Origin of the sequence: Cutibacterium nasicola (assembly GCF_051303185.1) — a bacterium.
Lineage (GTDB): Bacteria > Actinomycetota > Actinomycetes > Propionibacteriales > Propionibacteriaceae > Cutibacterium.
On record NZ_JBPPGE010000001.1, the window covers coordinates 694302 to 717858 of the forward strand.

At 63.4% G+C, this 23557-nt stretch carries 23 protein-coding genes and 2 pseudogenes; 12 read left to right on the plus strand and 13 right to left on the minus strand.

Annotated features, from left to right (window positions below; genetic code table 11):
• From ACSJJT_RS03280 to ACSJJT_RS03295, 4 genes are all read right to left on the minus strand, one after another.
• Positions 1–453 (minus strand): PTS sugar transporter subunit IIA, encoded by a 453-nt coding sequence (locus ACSJJT_RS03280; protein ID WP_435916904.1) that lies wholly within the window; start codon positions 451–453, stop codon positions 1–3.
• Positions 453–683: a PTS sugar transporter subunit IIB gene (locus ACSJJT_RS03285; protein WP_435916905.1), complete on the minus strand. Its 231-nt coding sequence runs from the start codon at positions 681–683 to the stop codon at positions 453–455. Before ACSJJT_RS03285 ends, ACSJJT_RS03280 begins: the two co-directional genes overlap by 1 nt.
• Before the next feature lie 129 nt (positions 684–812).
• The gene (locus tag ACSJJT_RS03290) at positions 813–1061 is read right to left on the minus strand and encodes a PTS sugar transporter subunit IIB (RefSeq protein WP_435916906.1); all 249 of its coding nucleotides are present in this window, start codon (positions 1059–1061) and stop codon (positions 813–815) included.
• Positions 1061–1783 carry a GntR family transcriptional regulator gene (locus tag ACSJJT_RS03295; RefSeq protein ID WP_435916907.1) on the minus strand — a complete coding sequence of 241 codons (723 nt, stop codon included), beginning with the start codon at positions 1781–1783 and terminating at the stop codon, positions 1061–1063. The genes ACSJJT_RS03290 and ACSJJT_RS03295 overlap by 1 nt, the downstream gene beginning before the upstream one ends.
• A gap of 213 nt (positions 1784–1996) precedes the next feature.
• Between ACSJJT_RS03295 and ACSJJT_RS03300 the strand changes: the two genes are divergently transcribed.
• On the plus strand, positions 1997–3385 hold the full coding sequence (locus tag ACSJJT_RS03300) for a PTS transporter subunit EIIC (protein ID WP_435916908.1): 1389 nt from the start codon (positions 1997–1999) through the stop codon (positions 3383–3385).
• Between the two features lie 64 nt (positions 3386–3449).
• Here ACSJJT_RS03300 and ACSJJT_RS03305 read toward each other — a convergent pair whose 3' ends face one another.
• From ACSJJT_RS03305 to ACSJJT_RS03315, 3 genes are read right to left on the minus strand one after another with little or no spacing between them, the layout of a single operon-like run.
• Positions 3450–4058 (minus strand): DedA family protein, encoded by a 609-nt coding sequence (locus tag ACSJJT_RS03305; protein ID WP_435916909.1) that lies wholly within the window; start codon positions 4056–4058, stop codon positions 3450–3452.
• Positions 4059–4081: 23 nt separating this feature from the next.
• A complete protein-coding gene (locus tag ACSJJT_RS03310; RefSeq protein WP_435916910.1) occupies positions 4082–5194 on the minus strand; it encodes a glycosyltransferase in 1113 nt (370 codons plus the stop codon).
• Between the two features lie 5 nt (positions 5195–5199).
• Positions 5200–5622 (minus strand): RDD family protein, encoded by a 423-nt coding sequence (locus ACSJJT_RS03315; protein ID WP_435916911.1) that lies wholly within the window; start codon positions 5620–5622, stop codon positions 5200–5202.
• Between the two features lie 112 nt (positions 5623–5734).
• On the opposite strand from ACSJJT_RS03315, the gene glnA (ACSJJT_RS03320) reads away from it, so the two are divergent.
• Positions 5735–7156, plus strand: coding sequence for a type I glutamate--ammonia ligase (glnA, locus tag ACSJJT_RS03320; RefSeq protein WP_435916912.1), 1422 nt, complete (start codon positions 5735–5737; stop codon positions 7154–7156).
• A gap of 116 nt (positions 7157–7272) precedes the next feature.
• On the opposite strand, the gene ACSJJT_RS03325 is transcribed toward glnA (ACSJJT_RS03320), so the two are convergent.
• The 3 genes and pseudogenes from ACSJJT_RS03325 to ACSJJT_RS03335 form a co-directional block, all read right to left on the minus strand.
• Positions 7273–7680 (minus strand): hypothetical protein, encoded by a 408-nt coding sequence (locus tag ACSJJT_RS03325; RefSeq protein WP_435917058.1) that lies wholly within the window; start codon positions 7678–7680, stop codon positions 7273–7275.
• A 356-nt stretch (positions 7681–8036) separates the two neighbouring features.
• A pseudogene (locus ACSJJT_RS03330) lies at positions 8037–8144 on the minus strand (YdcF family protein); the annotation flags it as partial.
• 81 nt (positions 8145–8225) lie between these two features.
• The gene (locus ACSJJT_RS03335; RefSeq protein WP_435916913.1) at positions 8226–8852 is read right to left on the minus strand and encodes a hypothetical protein; all 627 of its coding nucleotides are present in this window, start codon (positions 8850–8852) and stop codon (positions 8226–8228) included.
• A 22-nt stretch (positions 8853–8874) separates the two neighbouring features.
• On the opposite strand from ACSJJT_RS03335, the gene ACSJJT_RS03340 reads away from it, so the two are divergent.
• Positions 8875–10050 carry a Nif3-like dinuclear metal center hexameric protein gene (locus ACSJJT_RS03340; protein WP_435916914.1) on the plus strand — a complete coding sequence of 392 codons (1176 nt, stop codon included), beginning with the start codon at positions 8875–8877 and terminating at the stop codon, positions 10048–10050.
• 99 nt (positions 10051–10149) lie between these two features.
• Positions 10150–11376 carry a threonine/serine exporter family protein gene (locus ACSJJT_RS03345; RefSeq protein ID WP_435917059.1) on the plus strand — a complete coding sequence of 409 codons (1227 nt, stop codon included), beginning with the start codon at positions 10150–10152 and terminating at the stop codon, positions 11374–11376.
• On the opposite strand, the gene ACSJJT_RS03350 is transcribed toward ACSJJT_RS03345, so the two are convergent.
• Positions 11377–14328 (minus strand): bifunctional [glutamine synthetase] adenylyltransferase/[glutamine synthetase]-adenylyl-L-tyrosine phosphorylase, encoded by a 2952-nt coding sequence (locus ACSJJT_RS03350; RefSeq protein ID WP_435916915.1) that lies wholly within the window; start codon positions 14326–14328, stop codon positions 11377–11379.
• A gap of 129 nt (positions 14329–14457) precedes the next feature.
• Here ACSJJT_RS03350 and ACSJJT_RS03355 point away from each other — a divergent pair, with 129 nt between their 5' ends.
• A complete protein-coding gene (locus tag ACSJJT_RS03355) occupies positions 14458–15261 on the plus strand; it encodes a sterol carrier family protein (RefSeq protein WP_435916916.1) in 804 nt (267 codons plus the stop codon).
• A gap of 12 nt (positions 15262–15273) precedes the next feature.
• On the opposite strand, the gene glnA (ACSJJT_RS03360) is transcribed toward ACSJJT_RS03355, so the two are convergent.
• Entirely contained in the window at positions 15274–16575 is a 1302-nt protein-coding gene (gene glnA, locus ACSJJT_RS03360; RefSeq protein WP_435917060.1) for a type I glutamate--ammonia ligase, read from the minus strand.
• Between the two features lie 104 nt (positions 16576–16679).
• On the opposite strand from glnA (ACSJJT_RS03360), the pseudogene ACSJJT_RS03365 reads away from it, so the two are divergent.
• Positions 16680–16751, plus strand: a pseudogene (locus ACSJJT_RS03365) (hypothetical protein); the annotation flags it as partial.
• Positions 16752–17147: 396 nt separating this feature from the next.
• On the plus strand, positions 17148–17549 hold the full coding sequence (locus tag ACSJJT_RS03370) for a hypothetical protein (protein ID WP_435917061.1): 402 nt from the start codon (positions 17148–17150) through the stop codon (positions 17547–17549).
• A gap of 4 nt (positions 17550–17553) precedes the next feature.
• On the opposite strand, the gene ACSJJT_RS03375 is transcribed toward ACSJJT_RS03370, so the two are convergent.
• Positions 17554–17745 carry a hypothetical protein gene (locus ACSJJT_RS03375; RefSeq protein WP_435916917.1) on the minus strand — a complete coding sequence of 64 codons (192 nt, stop codon included), beginning with the start codon at positions 17743–17745 and terminating at the stop codon, positions 17554–17556.
• 69 nt (positions 17746–17814) lie between these two features.
• Between ACSJJT_RS03375 and ACSJJT_RS03380 the strand changes: the two genes are divergently transcribed.
• From ACSJJT_RS03380 to ACSJJT_RS03400, 5 genes are all read left to right on the plus strand, one after another.
• The gene (locus ACSJJT_RS03380) at positions 17815–19200 is read left to right on the plus strand and encodes an FtsX-like permease family protein (RefSeq protein WP_435916918.1); all 1386 of its coding nucleotides are present in this window, start codon (positions 17815–17817) and stop codon (positions 19198–19200) included.
• On the plus strand, positions 19197–19925 hold the full coding sequence (locus ACSJJT_RS03385; protein WP_435916919.1) for an ABC transporter ATP-binding protein: 729 nt from the start codon (positions 19197–19199) through the stop codon (positions 19923–19925). Before ACSJJT_RS03380 ends, ACSJJT_RS03385 begins: the two co-directional genes overlap by 4 nt.
• Before the next feature lie 232 nt (positions 19926–20157).
• A complete protein-coding gene (gene map, locus ACSJJT_RS03390; RefSeq protein ID WP_435917062.1) occupies positions 20158–20898 on the plus strand; it encodes a type I methionyl aminopeptidase in 741 nt (246 codons plus the stop codon).
• A gap of 158 nt (positions 20899–21056) precedes the next feature.
• Positions 21057–23330 carry a carbon starvation CstA family protein gene (locus ACSJJT_RS03395; RefSeq protein WP_435916920.1) on the plus strand — a complete coding sequence of 758 codons (2274 nt, stop codon included), beginning with the start codon at positions 21057–21059 and terminating at the stop codon, positions 23328–23330.
• On the plus strand, positions 23327–23542 hold the full coding sequence (locus tag ACSJJT_RS03400) for a CstA-like transporter-associated (seleno)protein (RefSeq protein ID WP_435916921.1): 216 nt from the start codon (positions 23327–23329) through the stop codon (positions 23540–23542). The genes ACSJJT_RS03395 and ACSJJT_RS03400 overlap by 4 nt, the downstream gene beginning before the upstream one ends.
• Positions 23543–23557: the final 15 nt, after the last annotated feature.

A 23557-nucleotide genomic window follows, 5' to 3' on the forward strand; every position in this document is an offset into this window, starting at 1 on the left:
TCACGCCACTGTGAACAAGTGATCACTACTGCTCACCGACTGGCCGACAGGGGCGACATCACCGAGCTTGTCAGGGGCGGTGTCGAGAACGATGACTGGGCACACCACGCTGCGCCCTCCCTCGGCGACACGGGCGGGGTTCCACGTGATGAGCTCGTCTCCGACGGAAACCTCTGCGCCCTCCTCGGTGTGAAGGGTGAATCCCTCCCCTCCCAGCTGGACGGTGTTGATGCCAAGATGCACCAGCATCCCGAATCCGTCCGCCTCAATGACGAAGGCGTGCGGGTGCAGCTTGACGAGGCGCCCCGACACCGGCGCCACGACGGTGACATCGCCGTCGCCGGAGGGATGCAGGGCGACACCGGGACCCACTAGGCCCTGTGCGAACACCGGATCGGGGACCTCGGGCAGGGCCACCAGGGTGCCATTGAGAGGAGAGAGGACCGAGGTCATCAGCGCAGGTCCTCGATGTCCTCGGCAAGGGTGTCAGCCTCGGGTCCGACGACCACCTGGACGGACGTTCCCTGCTGGACGACGCCGAATGCACCGGCAGCCCTGAGAGCGGCCTCGTTGACGAGGTCGGGGTCGTCAACCTCAACGCGCAGCCGGGTGATGCAGGCCTCGAGGTCGCCAATGTTGTCGTCGCCACCGAGGGCCGTCAGGATCTGTTCTGCCTTGCTCATGATGTCTCCTTGTCGTGGCTCGAGGTGCACTCCGCCGTGGAGGATCCCCGAACACATACTGACCCACCTTCCAAGTGGTCCAGACAATTAACACTGAACTCCATCGGGCCGCCGGATGTCAAGAGGCGGTCAGGCCTCGTGATCCTCTCCCCACAAATCCTCCAGGTCGGAGGCAAGCAGGTCCGCGTCAGGTCCGACGATCACCTGGACGCCCTGTCCCTGCACCGTCACACCATGGACGCCAGCACGACGCAGCGCTTGCTCGTCGACCTGCCCGCAGTTTCGGACCTGACAGCGCAAACGGGTCACACACGGCTCGATCGACACCACGTTGTCGACTCCCCCCAACGCTGCCAAGATGTGTTCAACACGCTTCATCACGAGCCTCCTCGAGGTGGATACAGGGTCCTGCGCGGCCCGGAGATCGGCACCCACAGTTTGTAACGGTCTCCCCGGTACCAGGACCGGGAGTAGGCAACGGCAAGATCATCGGCATAGGTACGGCGGTTGATGGCCAGCAGAGGCGATCCCACCGGAATGTGCAACAGCTCACAGATCACCGCATCCCCGCTGACGGCCTCAATGGCATCCTCCCCCCAGGTGGGGACGAGACCAGCGTTCGCCAAGACCCCGTAAATGCTCGCGGGTACGCCATTCGCCAGTAGATTCGGCATCACTCGTGTGGAGATCCAGGTTCTCTCGACTACCATCGGAACCCCGTCGGCCAACCGCACCCGGTAGATGAAGTGGACGGATTCACCGGGCTCAATCCCCAGCCAGACGGCCACGTCCGGGGCCGCCGGCAACTCTTCCCCGCGCAGCACCCGTGTATCGGGAATCATGCCACGTTGACGCATTTCCTCGTTGAAGGACGAGATCCGTGACTGGACGTCAACCTTCGGAGCCCGGACATAGGTCCCACTCCCGCGGCGACGTTCCAGCCGTCCGCTGTTGACCAGCGAATCCACCGCCTGGCGGACCGTCATCCGTGAGATTCCGAAACGTTCGGCAAGCTCACGCTCACTGGGAACGACATCTCCGACCGACAGGCGGGTGTCGATGAGCTCGACGAGATAATCCCGCACGGTCACGTACTTCATGCGTGAATTATGCCCCGGATGCAGGGTTGACCACCGAGGGGAGATCCAACCCGACCGAAATGTTCACGTTCACACATTCTGCGCACCCTCTTGAGGTGGCAGTACCGGCGGCCTACACTTCATCAGGTGGTCCATACCACACCATGGACCACCTGATGCCGAACCGATGTGGGCAAAGGCGTCGGACATGAGAACTCACTGCGGAGGAACTCCATGGCGAAAGACGCTGTTACCACCAGCACGAAGAAGAAACGGCAGATACCCGGGTTCTCCCAGATGCAGCGCATCGGACGCTCCCTCATGCTGCCCATCGCATCCCTGCCGGTCGCAGCACTGCTCATGCGATTCGGAGCGGCCGATGTGCTGGGCGCGGACGGCGTGGCCAGGCACGCATCCTGGATGCAGCCGGTCGCTGATGTGCTCGCCGGCGCCGGTGGCGCGATCTTCGACAACCTGCCCCTCATCTTCGCGCTCGGCGTGGCTGTCGGTTACGCCAAGAAGGCCGATGGTTCCACCGCACTGGCCGCCCTCATCGGCTACCTCACCTTCACGGGCGCGGGCACCTCCGACAAGACCCAGGGTGGGGTCCTGCACGCACTGGCCCCATACTTCGCCAAGGACACCGGAGTCATCAACTACGGCGTCCTTGGCGGCATCGTCATCGGCATCATCGCCGCCAAGATGTACGAGAAATACCGCCGCACCAAGCTGCCGACCTACCTGGCCTTCTTCGGCGGGCGTCGCTTCGTTCCGATCGTCACCGCTGCGGCCTCGGTGGTCGCCGGTGTCATCATGGCCCTTGTCTATCCAGCCTTTGACTGGCTGTTCAACAAGCAGGTCGGCGGGTTCATCATGACCCACGGGTCGAACCCGGCCACCGGATTCGTCTTCGGCACCATCAACCGTCTGCTCATTCCCTTCGGCCTGCACCACCTGCTCAACTCCCTGCCGTGGTTCCAGCTCGGTAGCTGCACCAATGCCGCCGGCGAGACCCTGCACGGCGACATCACCTGCTTCTTCAGTGGCACGGCCGGCACCAATGCCTGGACCGGCTCTTTCATGACCGGGTTCTTCCCGATCATGATGTTTGCCCTGCCCGGTGCTGCCCTGGCCATTTACCACACCGCCAGGCCGGAGCGTAAGAAGATCACCGGTGGCGTCATGCTGTCGGTCGGCCTGACCGCCTTCCTCACTGGTATCACTGAGCCCCTCGAGTACGCGTTCGCCTACGTAGCCTTCCCGCTGTACCTCGTGCACGCCCTGCTCACCGGCTCGTCCTTGGCCCTGTGCAACGCTCTGGGCATTAAGGACGGGTTCGGATTCTCGGCCGGCCTGACCGACTACATCATCAACTTCGGACGAGCTGCCGAGCTGTCCGGCAGCGCAGGAAAGGTCCTGCTGCTCCTTCTCATCGGTCTCGTCTACGCCGCCATCTACTACGTGGTGTTCCGATTCGCCATCACGAAGTGGAACCTGCGCACCCCTGGCCGTGAGGAGGACGGTGACGAGTCGAACGCCGGGACCAGCGTCTTCGACGAGGCCCAGCTCGCCGCCACCAAGTCCACCGGCAAGGAGAACGCCCAGAAGGAGGGCCGGGCCTGATTCCACCCCCTCCCATCGCATGACGGCGCCCCCTGCACGCCGGAGGCGTCGTACCCATTTGCCCTCAGTCGTTCTGCGGAGCGGGCATCACTCGCCGCAGGACCTGATCCAGAATGACGCCAATGACGATTGCACCAGTGATCCCGACCGTCGCGGCGAGGATATGGTTGTTGCCCAGAAAACTTGCCGCGCCAGCACCAATCGCGGTGGCATATCCAGCCCACAGAACCCCGGCCAACGTGTCAACAGGAAAGAATACGCGATAGGAAAAGCGGGTGGCCCCCGCCATGGTATTGACGATGACACGCCCGCCGGGAATGTATCGGGCGACCAGGATGCACAACGGCCCGCGCACTCGCAGTTGGTGAGTCGCCCAGGTGACGGTCTTCTGCCGTTTCGGCCCACCGTTGAAAAGTTTGGTGTGTCCGAGCTGACGCCCAATCCAGTAGGCAATGTTGTCCCCGCACATCGCACCGAATGCTGCCACCGGGATGATTAGCCACCACGGCGGATGTCCTATTGCTGCCAGGGCGACGACGAAGGACTCGCTCGGGACGGGTGGGAAGAACCCGTCAATGGCGCACAGTCCCCACAGCACCGCAACAACCCAGGAGTGGGAGGCGTTGGCCGCGATGACGCCGTTGACGCTCGCCATCCATGCGGTCAGATCCATGTCTGCCAGTCTTCCACCCGGGCTCAATAGGTCGTCGCATGGCGGGAGATCGCCCGTCGGTAGACTGCCTCCAGCTGATCAACGACGGGACCAGCCGCGAATCGGGAGCGAGCCTGCCATGCGATCGCCTCGCGGTCCCATGACCGACCGAGCACCTGTTGCAGACCATCTGCCAACGCATCGACGTCCCTCACCGGGACGACCACGCCGTTGCTGTCGTCGATGAACTCCTGCGGACCACCGCAGGCCGTCGTCAGCACCGGTAGGCCAGCCGCCAAGGCTTCGGCACAGGCGACCCCGAAGGTCTCGGAGTGGGAGGCCAGGGCAAAGGCGTCAGCACCCGCGAGCTCTTCCGCTATGCGCTCTCGCGGCTGGGTACCCAGCAGGACGACATTCGTGTTGTTGGCCGCAATGGCCTCCAGGGGCCGACGTTGTGGTCCATCCCCGATGATGCGCAGCTGAATTCCGGGCAACTGCTCGACGGCATGGGCCAGTTCGACCACTCCCTTGCCAGGATTGAGGGTGGCGACGCTGACGACCACCGTTCCTTCATGGCGCCGTGCCGGACGGTCGAAGAGGTCGACATCAACGATGTTGGGCACGACCGTCGAGGTGACCCCGTACCCGGCCAACCTCGAACTCAGGCCTTGGGAGACGCTGATGACGGCGTCAGCCCGGTCCCCGGCGACGGAAATGTCCTCCTGGAGACGTTGGTCCGGGTTCGCCAGATGGGAATCATGTTCGGTCCACACCAGCGGTCCGGGACAATCGGCCCGTGCCGCAGCGGCGGCAAATCGTGCAAAATGAGCATGGACGACGTCAGGTGTCCCCCACTCCGCGATGACGGTCCGGTGCAGCCGTCGGGCTGCTCTGGCGTGCACCCGGTGATCGGCGCGTGCGGACACCGCCCCCAGCGGGACGTCCAGCCTCGCCACCGTGATGCCGTCATTGCGTTCCGCGGCGTGCTCGACACGCGTGCCAAACTTGCGCCAATGCCGAATGGACCGCGCGTCGAGGACAGCCAGCACGACCTCGTGGGCCTGCTGTCGTAGCGCCACTGCCTGGTCATACTCGAAGAGTCCTCGCAGCGGAGCTTCCGGGCTCGGAATCCCCCGAGACAAAACCATGACACGCATATGACTCACTTGCGATCGACGACGACGGTGCCGTGCACGAGGTCGTCGGGACCTCTCCTTTCGGCTCTGATGACGAGAGTGGGAACGACGAGGCTTGTCATAGATGTATGCACGATCGCTCGCCGCCCCCTGATGAGGCCAAGGGCACCAAGCGGGACGCCGGCCATCCGAGCGACAATCTGGCCGAAGGACCCGCCTGCCATTGTCGTGAAGAACAGGAACTCAAGGCAGAAGACCGCCATCGGCATCCACATGGGCCAATCGCCGCCTCGAATCACTGTCTGCCCAACAATCGATCCGGCAAGCACCACGGATGCTCCCAGGCCGACGATGAGCGCACCGATGCGCTCGTCCCGACTCGCCGGCGATCCACACCCTTCCGCGGGCAACCCAATCGGGGTGCCTGGTGCTGCCTCGATCCCACTCACCCGATGAATTCTACCGGCAGCAGCTGTTACACGCTCGAAACACAACGGTGACGGCTGAGCAACCCGTACGGACTACCGTGAACACATCACCAGTCGTGTCGATGGAGGAAAGATGTTCGAAGGTCCCGACGACCTGCTCGCTTATGTCAAGAAGGAAGGCATCGAGATGATCGATGTCCGCTTCTGTGACCTCATCGGTGTCATGCAGCACTTCACCGTACCCGCCCGAGAGTTCGACAAGGACCAGTACGAGAACGGTCTGGCCTTCGACGGATCCTCCATCCGGGGCTTCCAGAAGATCAACGAGTCGGACATGGCTCTGTTGCCCGACCCGACGACCGCCTGGATCGATCCGTTCCGCGAGCGCAAGACGCTCATCGTCAACTTCAACGTCCACGACCCGATCACCAAGGAGGCCTACAGTCGCGACCCGCGCAACATCGCGCTCAAGGCCGAGGCGTACCTCGCTTCCACCGGCATCGGCGACACTGCCTTCTTCGCTCCCGAGGCCGAGTTCTACGTGTTCGACGACATCCGCTTCGACACCCGTCAGAACACCTCGTACTACTCGATCGACTCCGAGGCCGGCGCCTGGAACACCGGACGTACCGAGGACGGCGGCAACCGCGGTTACAAGGTGAAGTACAAGGGTGGTTACTTCCCGGTGGCCCCCACCGATCACTTCGGGGACCTGCGCGACGAGATCGTCACCATCATGGAGGGTCTGGGTATGCAGGTCGAGCGCGCCCACCACGAGGTCGGCACCGCTGGCCAAGCTGAGATCAACTGGCGTTTCAACACCCTGTCCCGCGCAGCTGACGACGTCATGAAGTTCAAGTACATCGTCAAGAACGTCGCCTGGCAGCACGGCAAGACGGCGACCTTCATGCCGAAGCCGATCTTCGGTGACAACGGGTCGGGCATGCACGTCCACTCCTCGCTGTGGGAGAACGGCGAGCCTCTCTTCTTCGACGAGTCCGGCTACGCACAGCTGTCCGACATGGCTCGCTACTACATCGGCGGCATCCTCAAGCACGCCCCGTCGCTGTTGGCCTTCACCAACCCGTCGGCCAACTCCTACCATCGCCTGGTTCCGGGCTTCGAGGCCCCAGTCAACCTGGTGTACTCGCAGCGCAACCGCTCCGCCTGCATGCGTATCCCGATCACCGGCCCGAACCCGAAGGCCAAGCGTGTCGAGTTCCGCTGCCCTGACCCCTCGGCCAACCCGTACATGGCCTTCGCCGCCCTGCTGCTCGCGGGTCTGGACGGCATTCAGAACAAGATCGAGCCGCCGGCCCCGGTCGACAAGGACATCTACGAGCTGCCTCCGGAAGAGCACGCTGTCATGGATCAGGTCCCGGGCAGCCTTGGTGCCGTCCTCGACAATCTCGAGGCCGACCATGAGTTCCTGCTTGCCGGTGACGTGTTCACCCCGGACCTCATCGAGACCTGGATCGAGCTCAAGCGTGGCGACCTGGCTGCCCTGCAGCAGCGTCCGCATCCCTACGAGTTCGACCTGTACTACGACATCTGAGTCGACCTGACGTGATCCCGTGACGAGGGGGACGACTTCGGTCGTCCCCCTCGTCACGTCGTGGAGAATTGGGCCCGATACACGAAGAGCGTGCGAACCGTGGGGCGCGGTTCGTTTCAGTCCAGAAACCGCACGGTCCCCTGAGGGATCGGGATGGCGTCAGAACCATTCGGCCCAGTCGAGGATTCATCTGTCAGTGCGTGGACGTCGCCTAGGTCCAGACAGCCCTCGAGGATGGCCGTCGTCGTCCCTACCGTTGCGACGAGCCGTCGTGCTCCGCGGTGCTCACAGTCACCATTGCTATGCCAGGACAGTTCCCAGCCCGAGACCTTTCCGGGAGCCAGCCGTTTCGGTATGGACTTGGAGTCATCAAGCTGCCACGCCACCGGCACGAACTCTCCTGTCTCGGTGGCCTGTTGAAGTTTCGGCATGGCGGGCAGGCTCATCGTCGACGTGCCGCAGTTACGGATCATGAGCCGGGTCACTCGTGCTCCCAGCGCCGCCCCGACGTCGTCAAACCCCATTGCCACTTTCTCGCCCTGCCGACACGTCAGAGCGCCCCCACCGCCGCCAACGCTGGTCACCCGTTGTGGGGATGTGCTGGGTTGGGGACGAGGATGCGGCGAATACCTCGGCGTCGAGGTCACCGACGAGGTCGGGACAACAGCCTCGGGAACCGCTGGGATCGGTCGCGAGCACCCAGAAACGACGACCGCTGCCGCGATTGCGCCAGCTATCAGACACCAGATCCTCGTTCGAACACCACCGCCGCCATCGGCCAGAACACCAGCACGAGAACCAGCATGACGACGTTGAGCCACGGCTGCACGCACGGCGTGATACGGATTCGTCACAACGATCACCGATGGATTCTAACGCTCCCCAGGATCATCGCCGGGGAAACGCCCGCCACGGCCCACGGTTCGAGCCGGGAGAAGACGGACCTCAGGCACCACGCCATGAGGACCACCAACGAGGCGTACAAAGCGAAGATCGCGAGGCATGTCGCCGGACCGGCGATCATCCATCACACCTTCCCCGTCGTGGCATTGCAGTGGCAGAACATGCATCAGTCTGACCACACTACCGATCCGTGGACGGGCTTGGGAGATTCCAGCTGGTCGGGGTTCCCAGCGTGCTCGGGGTTCGGCGTGGCCGGTGGCTTCACCGTGGGGATGAAGCATCCTTCGCCACTCACGACCTTGCCGGCAATCTCAACCGACATCACCTGGAGGTGGGGACCACAACTGCCTTGCCCAGGCCACGACAAGGTGACCTTGCGCCACATTCCGGTGAGCACTTCTCCCGGAATGACACCGTACGAGTCCCATGCGATCTTGACGGGCGAACCGGCGGACGTCACCTCGATCGTCGGCACGGCAGGCACGGCCAAGGGTTTCTCAGTGCAGTTCCGGACGATCAGTTCAACGGAGTTGGTTCCCTCCTTCGCCTTCATCGGAGACATCTGGACGACCGGTGCTGACCCCTTGCACGCCGGAACGGCCAGAGTACTTGCGCCGGAGGCTCCCTTCGACGGTGTCGGCTGCGCTGGCTGAGGAGGAACCGAGTTGGCAATCGGTGTTGCCCCGGGTTGATTCGCCATGTCGGAAACGGTTGGGGGCTTCTCGGCGCACCCTGCTGCAGCCATGACGGCAGCCAGGCACACAAACATCGTCACTGGTCGGGGAGCAGTCATACCTCCAAGCTACCGTGAACCCATGGCAGCTGATACATCCCACACCGCCTCCCCTTCTGACGCCCGTGTGACCGTTGGTCGAGTACGTGACGTGCTGGACCAGTGGTACCCGCCATCCCTGGCGGAGTCGTGGGATGCGCCGGGGTTGGTGTGTGGAGACCCCGACGACACCGTCACGAAGATCGTCTGCGCACTGGAGGCGACCGACGAGGTCGTCAATGCCGCCATCGAAGCCCATGCGGACATGCTCGTCGTCCATCACCCACTTCTCATGAGGGGAGCCACATCCGTGGCCGCCGACACCGCCAAGGGACGCATCATCCACCGCCTCATCCTTGACCGCATCGCCCTCATGAGCGCTCACACCAACGCCGACGCTGCCGTTGGCGGTGTCAACGACGTCCTCGCAAGGCTCCTCGGCGTCATCGTCGTACGACCCCTTGAACCCGTCACCCAGACCGTGGATCTGTGGGGGGTTCAGGTGCCTGTCGACTGTGCCAAGGCGCTGCGTCATGCCCTCTTCGATGCTGGCGTCGGGCGCTTCGACGGTTATGACCAGTGCAGCTTCGAGACGGTTGGGCACGGCCAGTTCCGCCCGCTCGATGGCTCCCATCCCACCCTCGGCACGACCAATGAGGTCGAAACCGTTGAGGAGGTGCGCATCCACGTCGTTGCCCCCACCTCGGCACGCTCCGCGGTGCGCTCAGCTCTCATTGATGCCCATCCCTATGAGGTGCCTGCCTACGACGTGACGGCCATCGACTCCGGAACCCGCCCCGGCCCCACCACGCCAGGAATCGGTCGCATCGGCCACCTCGATGAAACGATGACGCTGCGCTCCTTCACCCAGCGGGTCTCCGAGCGTCTCCCCCGCACCGTCTGGGGAGTGCGGGCTGCCGGAAACCCGGACCAACCCGTCACCACCGTGGCGCTGTGTTCCGGAGCGGGAGACTCCCTCCTCGACGCCGCGGCAGCCAGCGGCGCTGATGTCTACCTCACCAGCGACCTGCGCCATCACCCTGCCGACGAACATCTACGCGTCGGAGGACCAGCCCTGGTCGACACCGCTCACTGGGCCTCCGAGTCGCCGTGGTGCGCAGATGTGGCACGACGTCTCCACGCGGAACTTGGTCTGCCCTGTCGGGATCTGGGCATCCGAACCGACCCGTGGACCATTGGAACCGCAGTGGCACAATAAAGGGACGTGACAGGCACTGATTCCCCGAGCCCCACCGACGACCTGAGACACGACCACGAATTCGTCAATGACACCGAAGCCGTCATCCGGCTGGGATCAATGTTGCTGTCGTCCGGTACCGGGTCCTACCGGGTGAAGAGGGCCATGTCGGACGCCGGTCAGGCCCTCGGCATGGACCGTATCGACGCCACCGTCGGACTCACCGAGATCACCGCTACCGCCCACCGCGGAGACAACTTCCGCACCGTCGCCCGCGAGGTGTACCGGGTTCGCGTCGACTCCTCCCGGATATCATCGTTGGAGGAGTTGGCCCATCATCTGCCGGCAGGCACCACGGGACGTGACTTGGAATCACGGCTGGACCACATCTCACGAACCGTGAGTCCGAAATGGGCCGAGTGGCAGACCGTCCTGGCAGGCGGGGTCGCGTGCGCCGGATTCGCCATCCTCAACAAGTTCTCGCTGGCCGACTCCCTCGTCGTCCTGGTGGCGGCCTCGGTCGGACAGTTCGTGCGTGGTCGTCTCAACCGACGCTGGCTCAACCAGTTCGGGGTGGCGGCTCTCGCCTCGAGCGCGGCCTGCCTGGTCTACCTACTGCTCGCTGACTTGTTGACCGGGGCCGGCCTGCACACCATCCACGGTCCCGGATACGTCGCCTCGTTGCTGTTCCTGGTGCCTGGGTTCCCGATGATCACCTCGATCCTCGACATGGTCAGGATGGACTTCACGGCCGGTCTGAGCCGAGCGACCTATTCCGTCGGCCTGATTCTGGCAGCGACGATGTCCGCCTGGGTGTTCTCGGCTGCCACCGGGCTGCAGCCGCTACCGGCCCAGACGGTTTTCCCGAATCCTTGGGCTTGGCTGGCCTATGCCCTCGCAACGGCGTGCGGAGTTGCCGGATTCGCCATCCTCTTCAACTCGTCGCCGCGCATGGTCGCCTGGGCAGCAGCATTGGGAGTGTGTGGGAACCTGTGCCGTCTGGCCTTGGTCAACGTCCATCTACCAGTTCAGCTGGCAGCCGGTGTCGGTGGTCTCGTCATCGGCTTCCTCGCCAGCCCGCTGTCAGCCAGGACGAAACTGCCACGTATCACCTTGACCGTCCCGGCCTGCGTCATCATGGTCCCGGGGGCTGCGATGTACCGCACCGTCTACTGGCTCAACGGCGAGGACATGACGAAGGCCCTTACTTTCGGAGCTGACGCCGTCCTCACCGTCATCCTCATCGCCTGCGGACTTGCCGTAGCCCGGATGTGCACCGACCCGGCTTGGGCCCGCAACCTTCCGGTGCCCAGCCCGCACGCCTTCAAGTTCTCCGATCAGGACTGATCACTGGTTCCAGAACACGGCGTCAACGACCTTGGACGCACGCCGACAGTGCCGCAGGTGGTCCTCGATGAGCTGTTCAGAAGCTCCTCGGCCCATCCTCAGAACCCGTGCGATGACGTCAAGATCAATGGAGTCCGAGGGGATGACGTCGCTGGGACGCCCCCGCACCACCGTGATCGCATTGCGCAGTCGGCTGGCTGCCAACCAGGAATCGCGCAGTTCTGCATGCTGCCCGCTGTCAAGGTATCCGGAAGCCAGTGCAGCGTCGAGGGCCTCGATCGTCGACGTCGTGCGCAGTGCAGGCTCCGTGCCAGCATGCTGCAGCTGAAGAATCTGCGCAGTCCACTCGATGTCGGACAGACCCCCCGGCCCGAGCTTGAGATGACGTCTCGGATCGATCCCACGCGGAATCCGCTCAGACTCCATTCGTGCCTTGAGCCTACGGATCTCGGCCAACTGGCTGGACGTCAGGCCATTGGCCGGGTAACGCAGGTTGTCGACGCACTGGAGCAGCGCAGTCGTCAGCTCTGGGTCTCCGGCGCCGTGGTTCGCCCGCAAGAGAGCCTGGGACTCCCAGGTGCTCGACCACTTCCCGTAGTACGTGCGATAACTCTCCAGGCTACGAACCATCGGCCCGGAGCGACCCTCCGGACGTAGGTCCGCGTCGAGCACCACAGCTGGATCTGCACCGTTCCTGCCGAGCAGGTTGCGCAACCTGGTGACGATGCGCAGTGCCTTCTCAACGGCGCCCGGACCGTCCCCGACGACGAAGAGGCAGTCGGCGTCGGAACCGTAGGACAACTCCCGGCCGCCCCAGCGGCCCATTGAGACGATCCCGATCGGGGGGGCATCCTCAACTCCTCGCGAGACTGCGCCCAGTGCTGCGTCGATCGTCGCTCCCGTCAGATCGGTGAGGGCCTGACCAATGCGCAGGGTGTCGGTGACGTCGAGAGTGTCGGCCACCAGAATCCGGAACAATTCACGACGCCGCACCGCTCGGATCGCCCCGACCGCCTCCTCGACATCGTGATGGCGTCTGGCGACGGCATTCATCTGGCGAGTCAGGTCATCGCGGTCTAGCGGGGTCAAGTCATCGTCAACGAGTACCTGTGCGGTCTCGGGGGCGCGGGTGAGGACGTCGACGGCATATCTCGACGTCGCCAGCACTGTTGCCAGTCGTTGAGCCATCGCCCCCTCGTCGCGCATTGCGCGCAGGTACCACGGTGACTCTCCCAGAGCCTCGGAGACCTGGCGGAAGGCCAGCAGGCCATTGTCAGGACTGGGGCCGTCGGCCAGCCAGGCGAGCATGGCCGGCATGAGGGCTGTCTGGATACGCACTGCTCGGCTGGTACCACTGGTGAGGGCCTCGATGTGACGCAGACCGGCGTCCTCGTCATGGAATCCCAAGGCACTCAGCCGCACCTTGGCAGCCTCCGGGCTCATCCGCAGATCCTCGGTGGGGATCCGGGCAACAGCCTCCACCACTGGTGAGTAGAACACCTGGCCGTGAGTCCGCAGGACTGCCTTCGAGGTCGCGGTCCACACACCGCGCACCTCGTCGGGGGTGTGCAGCCCGACTGCCCGAGCCAGCCTGCGCAAACCTGACTCATCATCAGGAAGGAGGTGGGTACGACGCAACCGGAACATCTGCACCCGATGCTCCATCACCCGTTCCAGCCGGTAGGCCTCCTCGAGACGTTCAGCTGCGCCTCGGGAGATGTAACCACCAGCAGCCAGTGCGCGCAGAGCAGGCAAGGTGGCTCTCACCCGCAGCGACTCGTCGTGACGTCCGTGAACCAGCTGCAGCAACTGGGCGGTGAATTCGACGTCCCGCAATCCGCCCGCACCCAGCTTGATCTCGCGTCCCTTCTCCTTGGCCGCGATGAGGGAGACGACCCGGGTTCGCATGGCGCGGGTTTCCGGGACGAAGCCCTCGGCCTCTCCGACCTGCCACACCATCGGTGAGACCATCTCGACGAATCTCTGACCCAAATCGAGGTCACCGGCCATCGGGCGAGCCTTGAGGAGTGCCTGGAACTCCCAATTCTTCGCCCATTTCTCGTAGTAGGTGGACATCGAGTCCATGGTTCGCACCAGTGGGCCGGCATTGCCCTCGGGACGCAGGGCAGCGTCGACCTGCCAGATCGAGCCCGCTGCGGAATGAGCCGAGCAGATCCGTGCCACCGAGGCTGCCAATGTGGTGGCGATGTCAACAGCCCGAGCTCCTGAGATGCCCTCGCGGGCCGGCTCAGCGACATGGATGACGTCGACGTCGGAGATGTAATTGAGTTCTTGGGCCCCGCACTTTCCCATTGCGATGACGGCCAGCCGGGCGTCGGCGTGGTCCGGACAGTCAGCGCGCGCCAAAGCCAGTGCGGCGGTGACGATGGCATCAGCCAGGTCTGCCAGTTCACCGGCGATGTCCTCGATGATCTCGGTCGGGTCGGCTGCGCCGACGTCTCGGCAGGCGATCCGCACCAGATGACGTCGGTTGGCCAATCTCAGCCGATCTGCTGCCGAGCCGGTGGGCGTCTCGGCCACCAGGAACTCACCATCCTGGTGAGCTCCGACGACCTCGAGAAGATCCTCGCGGATCTGGTCACGACTGTGGCGCACGGGATCATGAGCAATGTCGTCCAGGTCGTCCGGATGGGTGATGAGGTGGTGACCCAACTCCCTGGAGGCTCCCAGGAGGCGCACCAGTCGGCATGCCGAGTCATCGGCGCCAAGCAGGTCGATGACACGGTGCGGGGATTGCCGTGAAAGATCTGCCAAGGCGTCGAGGGCAAGATCAGGGTCACATGACGTCTCGAGATGATGCTCCCATCCCGCCAGTCGGTTGGGGTCAGCCCCGATCGTTTCTGTCACACGACGGTGGTGGGTCAGGGCCGCCTCAGCGTCCATCACTCCCAAGCGCAATAAGTCCACCCTGACACTCGGCTTGCGATCCACCGTGACCACCCCCTTGAGGGCACATTAGCCGACGAGGGACACTGACGTGTTGCTCAGTCGTTACGTCAGTGTCGAATGGGTGTACGGTCCCTGCAACTAGCTTCTCCTAGTGTCCTTGAGGTGACGATCATGGCAGCACGCACAGAACGCGGCGTGAGGCGGTTGGCGACGACATGGGTGGCCACCGCCCGCTCGTTGCTGCCGCCGGCCACGAGCGGGACTCCCGGTCCTGCCGATGCGCGACTGTGGGGACGTCACCACATCGCCCACCTCATGGTCATCCTCACCGACACCTTGCAGACCGTCACCACCCCGACGACGATCAGGCCGATCACCCTGGCCAGAGTGGTCGACGAACGTCGCAAGGCCGCTGGAACCTTGACGACAATCGGCGATGACGTCGTCGCCAACGACACCGCCACCCGCCTTGCCAGTCAGGGCCAGCATCTTCTCAGCGAGGTCGAATCGGTTCTGCTGGCCTCTCCGGGCCCCTCGGCGACGGTGGAGTCCCTCGTCGGCCCGGTCCGTGTGACTGACCATCTGCGAGCAACCCTGCTTGCCATGGTTGCCATGGGCCTACACGACGGGGGCGACGTCGCGTCGGTCGCCATCACCGAGAGCTGCCGGACGCTCGCAACCGTCCTTGACGAGTCCCACGGCGGACGCACCATCGAGCTGCGGGTGCCCCCGGCCTGTGCGGTCCAGTTGGCGGCCACCGAGTCGGGACCGAACCATCACCGTGGGACCCCTCCCAATGTTGCCGAGATGGATCCCGTCACCTTCTTGCAGCTGGCCACTGGCTTCTCCCACTGGCAAGAGATGCGCGAGGCAAGACGGGTCCAGGCTTCCGGGTCCCACGTCGACGACGTCGCCGACATCCTGCCGGTGGTGAACATGGCCGGAGTTCTCGACAAGATCCTCGCCGAGGACTGATCGGCCTCTCGCTCACAGGTGGGGCAGATAACGATCCAACTCGAACTGGCTGACCTGTCGGTTGTACTCCTCGAACTCCGCCCGCTTGTTGCGCAGGAAGAAGTCGTAGACGTGCTCGCCGAGGGTCTCGGCCACCAGCTCGGACTCCTCCATGCACCGGATGGCGGCACCCAGGCTCTGTGGCAGCCGTTTGATACCGAGGGCATGGCGCTCCCGAGCCGACAGCTGCCAGACGTCGTCGGAGGCCTCCTCTGGAAGCGGCAGCTCCTTCTCGATACCGTCCAGACCAGCAGCCAGTACCAAGGAATAGGCCAGGTACGGGTTCGCAGCCGAATCAATGGAGCGCAGCTCAACCCGCGCCGCCGACGCCTTGTCCGGCTTGTACATCGGGATCCGGACGAGGGCCGAGCGGTTGTTACGTCCCCAGCAGATGTAGTTGGGGGCCTCCCCCCCGCCCGAGAGCCGTCGATACGAGTTCACCCACTGATTCGTGACGGCGGTGATCTCCGGAGCGTGGTGAAGCAGGCCCGCCACGAAGTGTTTGGCCACCGGCGACATGCGGAACTCGTCAGCCACGTCGTAGAAGGCATTGGTGTCGCCCTCGAACAGGGAGACGTGGGCGTGCATTCCCGATCCGGCGTGGTTGGTGAAGGGCTTGGGCATGAAGGTGGCCTTGATGCCCTTGAGGGAGGCGATCTCCCGAATGACCACGCGGAAGGTCATGATGTTGTCGGCCATCGTCAGGGCGTCAGCGTAACGCAGATCAATCTCGTGCTGACCGGGAGCGGCCTCGTGGTGACTGAACTCCACCGAGATACCCATCTGCTCCAGAACGTTGATGGCGTCACGACGGAAGTCGGTGCCCGCGCCCAGGGTGGTGTGATCGAAGTAGCCGCCGTTGTCGAGGGCGACGGGAGCCCCACCAGGCTGGTGCTCCTCCTTGAGCAGGTAGAACTCGATCTCCGGGTGCACGTAGAAGGTGAACCCCATGTCAGCGGCCCGGGCCATCGTCTTCTTGAGGACGTGACGCGGATCTGCTGCCGAGGCCGTGCCGTCGGGATTGGTGATATCGCAGAACATCCGAGCGGTGCCGGTGCCCGAGCGCCACGGCAGCACCTGGAAGGTGGCCGGGTCAGGATGGGCCACCATGTCTGCCTCGTAGACGCGGGCGTAACCCTCAATAGCCGAACCGTCGAAACCGACGCCTTCGGCAAAAGCACCCTCGACCTCAGCGGGGGCGATGGCGACGGACTTGAGTGATCCCAGGACGTCGGTGAACCACAGCCTCACGAAACGAATATTGCGTTCCTCCATGGAACGCAGGACGAAATCATTCTGCCTGCTCACCCCTCCAGTGTGCATGGCGCGTGTTTCGAGCGGGTAACAAGCGCGCTGAAACGTCTCGGTAGACTACCGACATGGCTTCGGGTCCTCAGGCAGGGTGGTATCGAGATCCTGATGGCACCCCAGATCGCTATCGCTGGTTCGACGGCGAGCGCTGGACGGACCGCACCGCCACCTCCCCAGAGCCTTCTCCGCAACGCAGCGGAAGGCGGAAGCCTGGCAACAATGGTGGCCGCGGTTCGGGCTGGGTGTGGGCACTCATCGTCGTGGTGCTCATCGTCGCCGTCATTGCTGCTCTCGGTCTGCGACAACACACGGCATCCGAGCACCACGCAGAACCCGATCTCAATTCCTCCTCACCGACCATCTCGGCGTGGAACGAGAAGTCGAGCACCCCGTCGGCCAGCTCCTCGGCGGTCACTTGTCCGCAAGGCCAGCACCCCGGGGACTCGGACACCACTGACGGCCGGTTGCATGGTGGTGGCGTCTCGGTGGACTCCATCCCCAACTGGCGTCACCAGAACCTGGTTCTGCCGTGGGTGATGGGTCAGTCGGCGCAGATTGATGACGTCTACCCCGGTTGGATGAGCGTGTCCGGGGTCGGTGGCCTGCCGGTCGCAGAGGGATTCTCCGATCCCCAGACCGCGGCATCGATGATGATGGACTGCTTCGCCAGCTCTGACTACTACATGGGCTACACCGGTGAGAAGGAGCTTCGCTCGGAAGCCCTCACGATTGATGGTCATTCGGCCTGGTGGAAGCGCAACGAGATCTACGTGACGCTGCCGAATCTGCCACAAGTGCGTGGTGACGTTGTCGACGTGGTGGTTGTCGACACCGACGAGACCGACTTCCTTGGCATGTATTTCAATTCAGCCACGATCGGGGACTCCGCCCGCCAAGCTCAAGTCGATCACGCCAGAGAATCACTGACAGTGGGCTGAGAACTCACTCATCTTCCAGATCGTTGAACTGCGGATCATTGTCCCAGACGTCGTCGCGCGCTTCCATTGTCTCCAATGCCTCAGCCGCCGTTTGCAGGTTCGAGTATCGGCCGGGGCGATCGGCAGCCTGACAGTGGTCAGCCCCTTCAACGGTGTGGTGCCATGAGCACCAGAAGCCTTCCTGCCCGTCAGCCATGAGTTCTCCTCACCCCCGATTGATACGATTCAAGCCCCACACGCCCCTTCCTTCGATTGGTGAAGCTTCATGACCTTCAGAATTGCCATGAATTCGGTCATCAAAGGCGCGACATCATGGCTGACTCTCATCGTGGCCTCGGTAGTGCTCATGGTGGTAGTGACGCTGAGCCTCGGCCTTGTCGTCGCCGGGGCGAGCACCCAGGGAGAGGCCCAAGAAGCCTATGCATCAATGGGAGGGGTCTCATTGGGATTCACCGTGCTTACTGGGCTGGCATCCTTCCGACTCGTGGTAAGCATCTGTGTCGGACTGCAACGTCGGGACGTCGCATTGTGGCAGATCGTCGGCGTCATGCCAGCCGCCGCCTTGGCCATCATGGCTATCGAGGTCGTGCTCGTCACGGTGATCTCGGGGCTGATCGGAGCGTTAGTCGCCGTGGCGCTCTGGCCCGGCTATGCCAGCCTCGTTGATGGCAGTGGACTGCCGCACAGCGATGTGCTCGCTGGACCGCTACCTGCCCCGGCAACGGTCATCGGAGTGGCGACAACGGCTGTTGTAAGCCTGTTGTCAGGACTCAGATCGGCAAAGAAGACTGTTCGCGCGAATCTGGTCGCAAGTTCCCAGCAAGACACTCCGGCGCACACCACGGTAGGCGTCAAAATTGCTACTGCGATGGCAGCGCTCACGCTCACCGCCGGGGCAGTGACGCTCTACATTGTGATTGGCCGCACGGATCGAGTGACCAACCCCGAGCAGGTGGCCGAACTCCTCACGTCCTATCCGGGAATGGGCCTACTGGACTGCCTGATATTCGCAGTGGTCGCCGGGCCGGTGACGCGCTTCCTGACGGTGACGATGAAGGCTGTCCCTGCTGGAATCCCTGGATTCCTCGCCTCCCGCGAAGCCGCTGCCAGACCGGCACTCACTCGTGCCCTCATCGTGCCCATCACCCTGGCAGCCGCCGCCGTTGGCGTCATGTCCAGCTGGATCAAGGTGGTGGCAACGGTCATGGACACCAGCGCCCCCGGGACGGATTCAGTTTCAGCCCCACCACGATTGATGGCCTTGTTGTTCGGTGGCCCACTCATCGTGGCGTGCGTATGCGCGGCCTCAATCGTGTTCGCTACCGCGTCCCACCGACGCCGTGACAACGCACTGCTTGCCGTATCGGGAGCCACGACTCGTGACATCCGGACCAAGATCTTCGTCGAAACCGCAATCTATGCCGTGATCTGCCTGGTGTGTTCGTACGCAATCGTCATCACCAACGAGATCGCCATGGCAACCGCTTTGTCTGCTGGACCAGCAGGTTCAGTACCAATTCAGGCTCCTGACTGGAAGGCCGCCGCCGTCGTGGCATTTGGTATCTCCCTGACCCTCGTCATGCTCCTCATGATCACGACATCTGGTATGCGCCGGGAGCCGGTCGCCGTCGTCTTGGGATCGCGCTCATGACGGCACTGATTAGCGCACGCGACGTGCACAAAGGATTTGGTCGCGGCTCCCAACGTGTAGACGTTCTCAAAGGCGTCGATTTTGATGCCCATCCAGGCGAATTCGTCGCCATTGTCGGTAGCTCAGGGGCCGGGAAATCGACCCTTTTGTACTGCTTGTGTGGACTCGTCGCAGCCGACAGCGGTCAGATCAGCCTGGCCGGAAATGATCTGGGCTCGGCAGGCAGATCACGGTTGGCACGAATCCGCCGCGACCATGTCGGGTTCATCTTCCAAGACCTCAACCTCATCAGTTCTTTGAACGTACGCGACAATGTTGCCTTGCCGGCCCGTCTCACCGGGATGAAACCCCGTAGGCGCGACATCATGGATGCCCTGGAAACAGTCGGACTCACGTCTTGTGCCGGTAAGTACCCCAATCAGCTATCCGGTGGCCAACGTCAGCGAGTAGCCATCGCGCGATCCCTGGTGCGCAAACCCCAGGTCCTGTTCGCCGACGAGCCGACCGGCTCGCTGGACGTAACCGTCCGAGACACCGTCTTGGAGCTGCTACAGCACACGGTGACCCCATCGACGTCGCTGGTGATGGTGACCCACGATCTTGATATTGCCGCGACAGCGGACCGGGTGATCGTGCTCGCGCACGGACGTCATGACCAGGAGCTCACCCACCCAAGTTCGGCTGAGATTTTCGCTGCCCTGCACCGCCCCGGGGAGCATATGTGACATCGGGAATTGCCCGGCACCTCGACGCACAAGACGACGCGATCACCGAAGACCAGAAGAGAGCCAGCACTCATCGCTGATGCCCAGATCCTGGCTGCACGACCTACACTGAATTGATGTGAGTGCCATCAAGCCGTATCCCCAGAGCCCCCGTCGTCACGTCCCCGGCAGCATTGCCCGTCCCCCATACGTGGGTCTGGGCGACGTCTCGGAAACCTACGACGGCTCCCACGTGCAGAGCCCAGAGACGATCGCCGCCATGGAGGAGGCCGGTCGGATCGCGTGCGGTGCCATGCACGAGGCCGGCAAGGCGGTGGCACCGGGAGTCACCACCGACGAGCTCGACCGTATCGCCCATGAGTACATGTGCGACCACGGCGCCTACCCGTCGACCCTCGACTACCGCAACTACCCCAAGTCCTGCTGCACCAGCGTCAACGAGGTTATCTGCCACGGCATCCCCGACACCCGCCCGTTGGAGGACGGCGACATCGTCAAGATCGACGTCACGGCCTACAAGAACGGCGTACACGGCGACAACTGCTACACCTTCCCGTGCGGCAACGTTGATCAGGAGTCCCTCGACCTCATCAAGCGCACCGAGGAGTCCATGAACCGCGCCATCAAGGCTGTCAAGCCTGGTCGTTCGATCTCCATTATCGGTCGCATCATCGAGAACTACGCCAAGCGATTCGGGTACGGCGTGGTGCGCGACTACACCGGGCACGGGGTCCACAGTGCCTTCCACTCCGGCCTTGTCGTCTTCCATTACGACGAGCCGCGTTACGACGTCACCCTCGAGGAGGGCATGACGCTGACCATCGAGCCGATGCTCACTCTCGGTGACCAGTCCAATCATCAGTGGGACGACGGCTGGACGGTCCTCACCAATGACGGCTCCAGGTGCGCCCAATTCGAACAAACTCTCGTCATCGAGAAGGCTGGAGGGCGCATCCTCACCACCCTCGACTGACCCAATACCTCTTTGACAAGCCCCGGAACCAGCCATGGTCCCGGGGCTTCGATCGTGTTCTCGTGTGCGCTGTTCCACCATGAGTAAACATTAAGGTAACCTCACCGATGCCAATGGCACTGCGCGGTGCCACGACCAATCGACACAGAGGTCAACCTATGAGTTCACAGACTCACCCAGCCACCGCAGACAGTCGCGACGATCGACCCCCAACACACATCAGCGCGGGGGATCGCGCCAAGCACGACGCCTGGACGCCCGGCAAGGTCATCCTCTGGGTGATCATCTGCCTCATCGCCGGACTCGGGTGGTGGATGCTCGCCATCCACCGGGGCGAAACCGTCAACGGCATCTGGTTCGTCTTCGCCGCCGTCGGCTCGTACTTCATCGGCTACCGGTTCTACGCACAGTACATCCAGGACAAACTCGTCCATCCCGACGACGAACGAGCCACCCCAGCCGAGTATGACTACAACGGCCGGGACTTCGTGCCCACGGATCGCCGCATCCTCTACGGCCATCACTTCGCGGCCATCGCGGGTGCCGGCCCTCTCGTCGGCCCGGTGCTGTCGGCTCAGATGGGCTACCTGCCGAGCACGATCTGGATCATCGTGGGCGTCATCCTCGCCGGTGCCGTGCAGGACTACCTGGTCCTCGTCATCTCCATGCGGCGTGGCGGACGGTCCCTGGGCCAGATGGCCAAGGACGAACTGGGACGTGTCGGCGGCATCGCTGCCCTGGTCGCCACTCTGACGATCATGCTCATCATCGTGGCCATCCTCGCCATGGTCGTCGTCAACTCGCTGGCCGCCTCGTCATGGGGAGTGTGGAGCGTCGGTCTGACGATTCCGATCGCCCTTCTCATGGGCTTCTACCTGCGTCACTTGCGCCCCGGCAAGGTGCTCGAGGTCTCCCTCATCGGCATCGTCCTGCTGGTACTGGCCATCGCCTCGGGAGCCTGGATCGAAAACACCGCCATCGCCAGCACACTCCACCTGAGCAAGCTGTTCCTGGCCTGGGCCATCATCCTCTACGGATTCATCGCCGCAGTACTCCCCGTCTGGATGCTGCTGGCTCCCCGTGACTACCTCTCGACCTTCCTGAAGGTCGGCGTCATCGCGATGCTGGCCGTCTCGATCGTCGTCGTCCGACCGGTCATCACCGTCCCAGCCATGACGGTGTACGCCCACACCGGTACCGGCCCGGTGTTCTCCGGAAAACTGTTCCCCTTCCTCTTCGTGACGATCGCTTGTGGCGCCCTGTCTGGTTTCCACGCGACGATCTCCTCAGGTACTACCCCGAAGCTCATCGAGAAGGAGTCCCAGGCACGCTTCATCGGTTACGGCGGCATGCTCATGGAGTCCTTCGTCGCGATCATGGCCCTGGTGGCTGCCCTGTCGGTGGACCGTGGCATCTACTTCGCCATGAACTCACCCGCCGGAGCGACGGGCAACACCGTCCAGAGCGCGGTGGCCTACGTCAACTCACTCGGTTTGTCGGGTGTGCACACCGATGCCACCTCCCTGACGACGACGGCCAAACTCGTCGGCGAGACGTCGATCATCAGTCGTACCGGTGGCGCACCGACCCTTGCAGTGGGCCTGGCGACGATCATGCGTCAGCTCTTCGGTGGCCCGGCCATGATGAGCTTCTGGTACCACTTCGCGATCATGTTCGAGGCATTGTTCATCCTCACCTCAGTCGATGCCGGTACGCGTGTCGCCCGGTTCATGCTCTCGGACGCCCTGGGCAACTTCTGGCCGCATCTCAAGGACCACTCCTGGAAGGTCGGCTCCTGGCTCACAACCGCGATCATGGTTGCCGGCTGGGGATCGATTCTGCTCATGGGAGTCAATGACCCGCTGGGCGGCATCAACACCCTCTTCCCGCTTTTCGGCATCGCGAACCAGCTGCTGGCTGCCGTCGCCCTGTCAATCTGCCTGGTCGTGTTCGCCCGCGCCGGTCACACGTGGAGGTTGCTCATCATCTTCGTGCCGACGCTCTTCACCGCCGTCATCACGGTGTACGGCTCCTGGCTGAAGATCTTCTCCCCCGACCCGAAGATCGGTTATTGGGCCAACCACATGACGTACAAGCGAGCCATTGCCGCCGGCAAGACCTCGCTCGGCCAGGCCAAGAACATCAACGAGATGCACACCGTGGTCGGTAACACCGCCATCCAGGGGACGATGTCGATCGTCTTCGTCATCTGCGCTCTCATCGTCATGATCGTGGCCTGCATCCGCACCGTCCAGGCACTGCGCGGCCACAACATCATCAACACCGAGGATCCGGCCAGGCCGTCCCAACTCTTCGCACCCAGTGGCCTCGTCGCCAACAAGGTCGAAAAGGATCTTCAGGCCGAGTGGGACAAGTTCTACCAGACTCATCCCGAGCTTGACCTGGAGCACGTTCACAAGGAGCATGCGTGACCGACGCACCACGACATCTGCCCACCGATCCACTGTGGCGACGATGCTGGTCGTCGCTGCGGTGGTGGGTGCGCGGGGTCACCGGAGCTGACGCCTACGACAACTACCTCGAGTGGTGTCGACGCACGGGTCACGAGCCGATGCCGGAGAAGGCCTTCTGGCGTGACCAGTGTGACCGTCAGGACCGCAATCCCCAGGCACGATGCTGCTGACCCCTACCACCGGGC

Bases quoted from the DNA above. Each gene is read 5' to 3' on its own strand.
- glnA (WP_435917060.1), bottom strand. From the start codon at position 16,575: ATGGAGGAACGCAATATTCGTTTCGTGAGGCTGTGGTTCACCGACGTC.
- ACSJJT_RS03345 (WP_435917059.1), top strand. From the start codon at position 10,150: ATGTTGCTGTCGTCCGGTACCGGGTCCTACCGGGTGAAGAGGGCCATG.
- ACSJJT_RS03340 (WP_435916914.1), top strand. From the start codon at position 8,875: ATGGCAGCTGATACATCCCACACCGCCTCCCCTTCTGACGCCCGTGTG.
- ACSJJT_RS03380 (WP_435916918.1), top strand. From the start codon at position 17,815: ATGACCTTCAGAATTGCCATGAATTCGGTCATCAAAGGCGCGACATCA.
- ACSJJT_RS03295 (WP_435916907.1), bottom strand. From the start codon at position 1,783: ATGAAGTACGTGACCGTGCGGGATTATCTCGTCGAGCTCATCGACACC.
- ACSJJT_RS03395 (WP_435916920.1), top strand. From the start codon at position 21,057: ATGAGTTCACAGACTCACCCAGCCACCGCAGACAGTCGCGACGATCGA.
- ACSJJT_RS03285 (WP_435916905.1), bottom strand. From the start codon at position 683: ATGAGCAAGGCAGAACAGATCCTGACGGCCCTCGGTGGCGACGACAAC.
- ACSJJT_RS03290 (WP_435916906.1), bottom strand. From the start codon at position 1,061: ATGAAGCGTGTTGAACACATCTTGGCAGCGTTGGGGGGAGTCGACAAC.
- ACSJJT_RS03300 (WP_435916908.1), top strand. From the start codon at position 1,997: ATGGCGAAAGACGCTGTTACCACCAGCACGAAGAAGAAACGGCAGATA.
- ACSJJT_RS03305 (WP_435916909.1), bottom strand. From the start codon at position 4,058: ATGGATCTGACCGCATGGATGGCGAGCGTCAACGGCGTCATCGCGGCC.
- ACSJJT_RS03355 (WP_435916916.1), top strand. From the start codon at position 14,458: ATGGCAGCACGCACAGAACGCGGCGTGAGGCGGTTGGCGACGACATGG.
- ACSJJT_RS03310 (WP_435916910.1), bottom strand. From the start codon at position 5,194: ATGCGTGTCATGGTTTTGTCTCGGGGGATTCCGAGCCCGGAAGCTCCG.
- ACSJJT_RS03325 (WP_435917058.1), bottom strand. From the start codon at position 7,680: ATGGGGTTTGACGACGTCGGGGCGGCGCTGGGAGCACGAGTGACCCGG.
- ACSJJT_RS03375 (WP_435916917.1), bottom strand. From the start codon at position 17,745: ATGGCTGACGGGCAGGAAGGCTTCTGGTGCTCATGGCACCACACCGTT.
- ACSJJT_RS03385 (WP_435916919.1), top strand. From the start codon at position 19,197: ATGACGGCACTGATTAGCGCACGCGACGTGCACAAAGGATTTGGTCGC.
- glnA (WP_435916912.1), top strand. From the start codon at position 5,735: ATGTTCGAAGGTCCCGACGACCTGCTCGCTTATGTCAAGAAGGAAGGC.
- ACSJJT_RS03335 (WP_435916913.1), bottom strand. From the start codon at position 8,852: ATGACTGCTCCCCGACCAGTGACGATGTTTGTGTGCCTGGCTGCCGTC.
- ACSJJT_RS03370 (WP_435917061.1), top strand. From the start codon at position 17,148: ATGGGTCAGTCGGCGCAGATTGATGACGTCTACCCCGGTTGGATGAGC.
- ACSJJT_RS03280 (WP_435916904.1), bottom strand. From the start codon at position 453: ATGACCTCGGTCCTCTCTCCTCTCAATGGCACCCTGGTGGCCCTGCCC.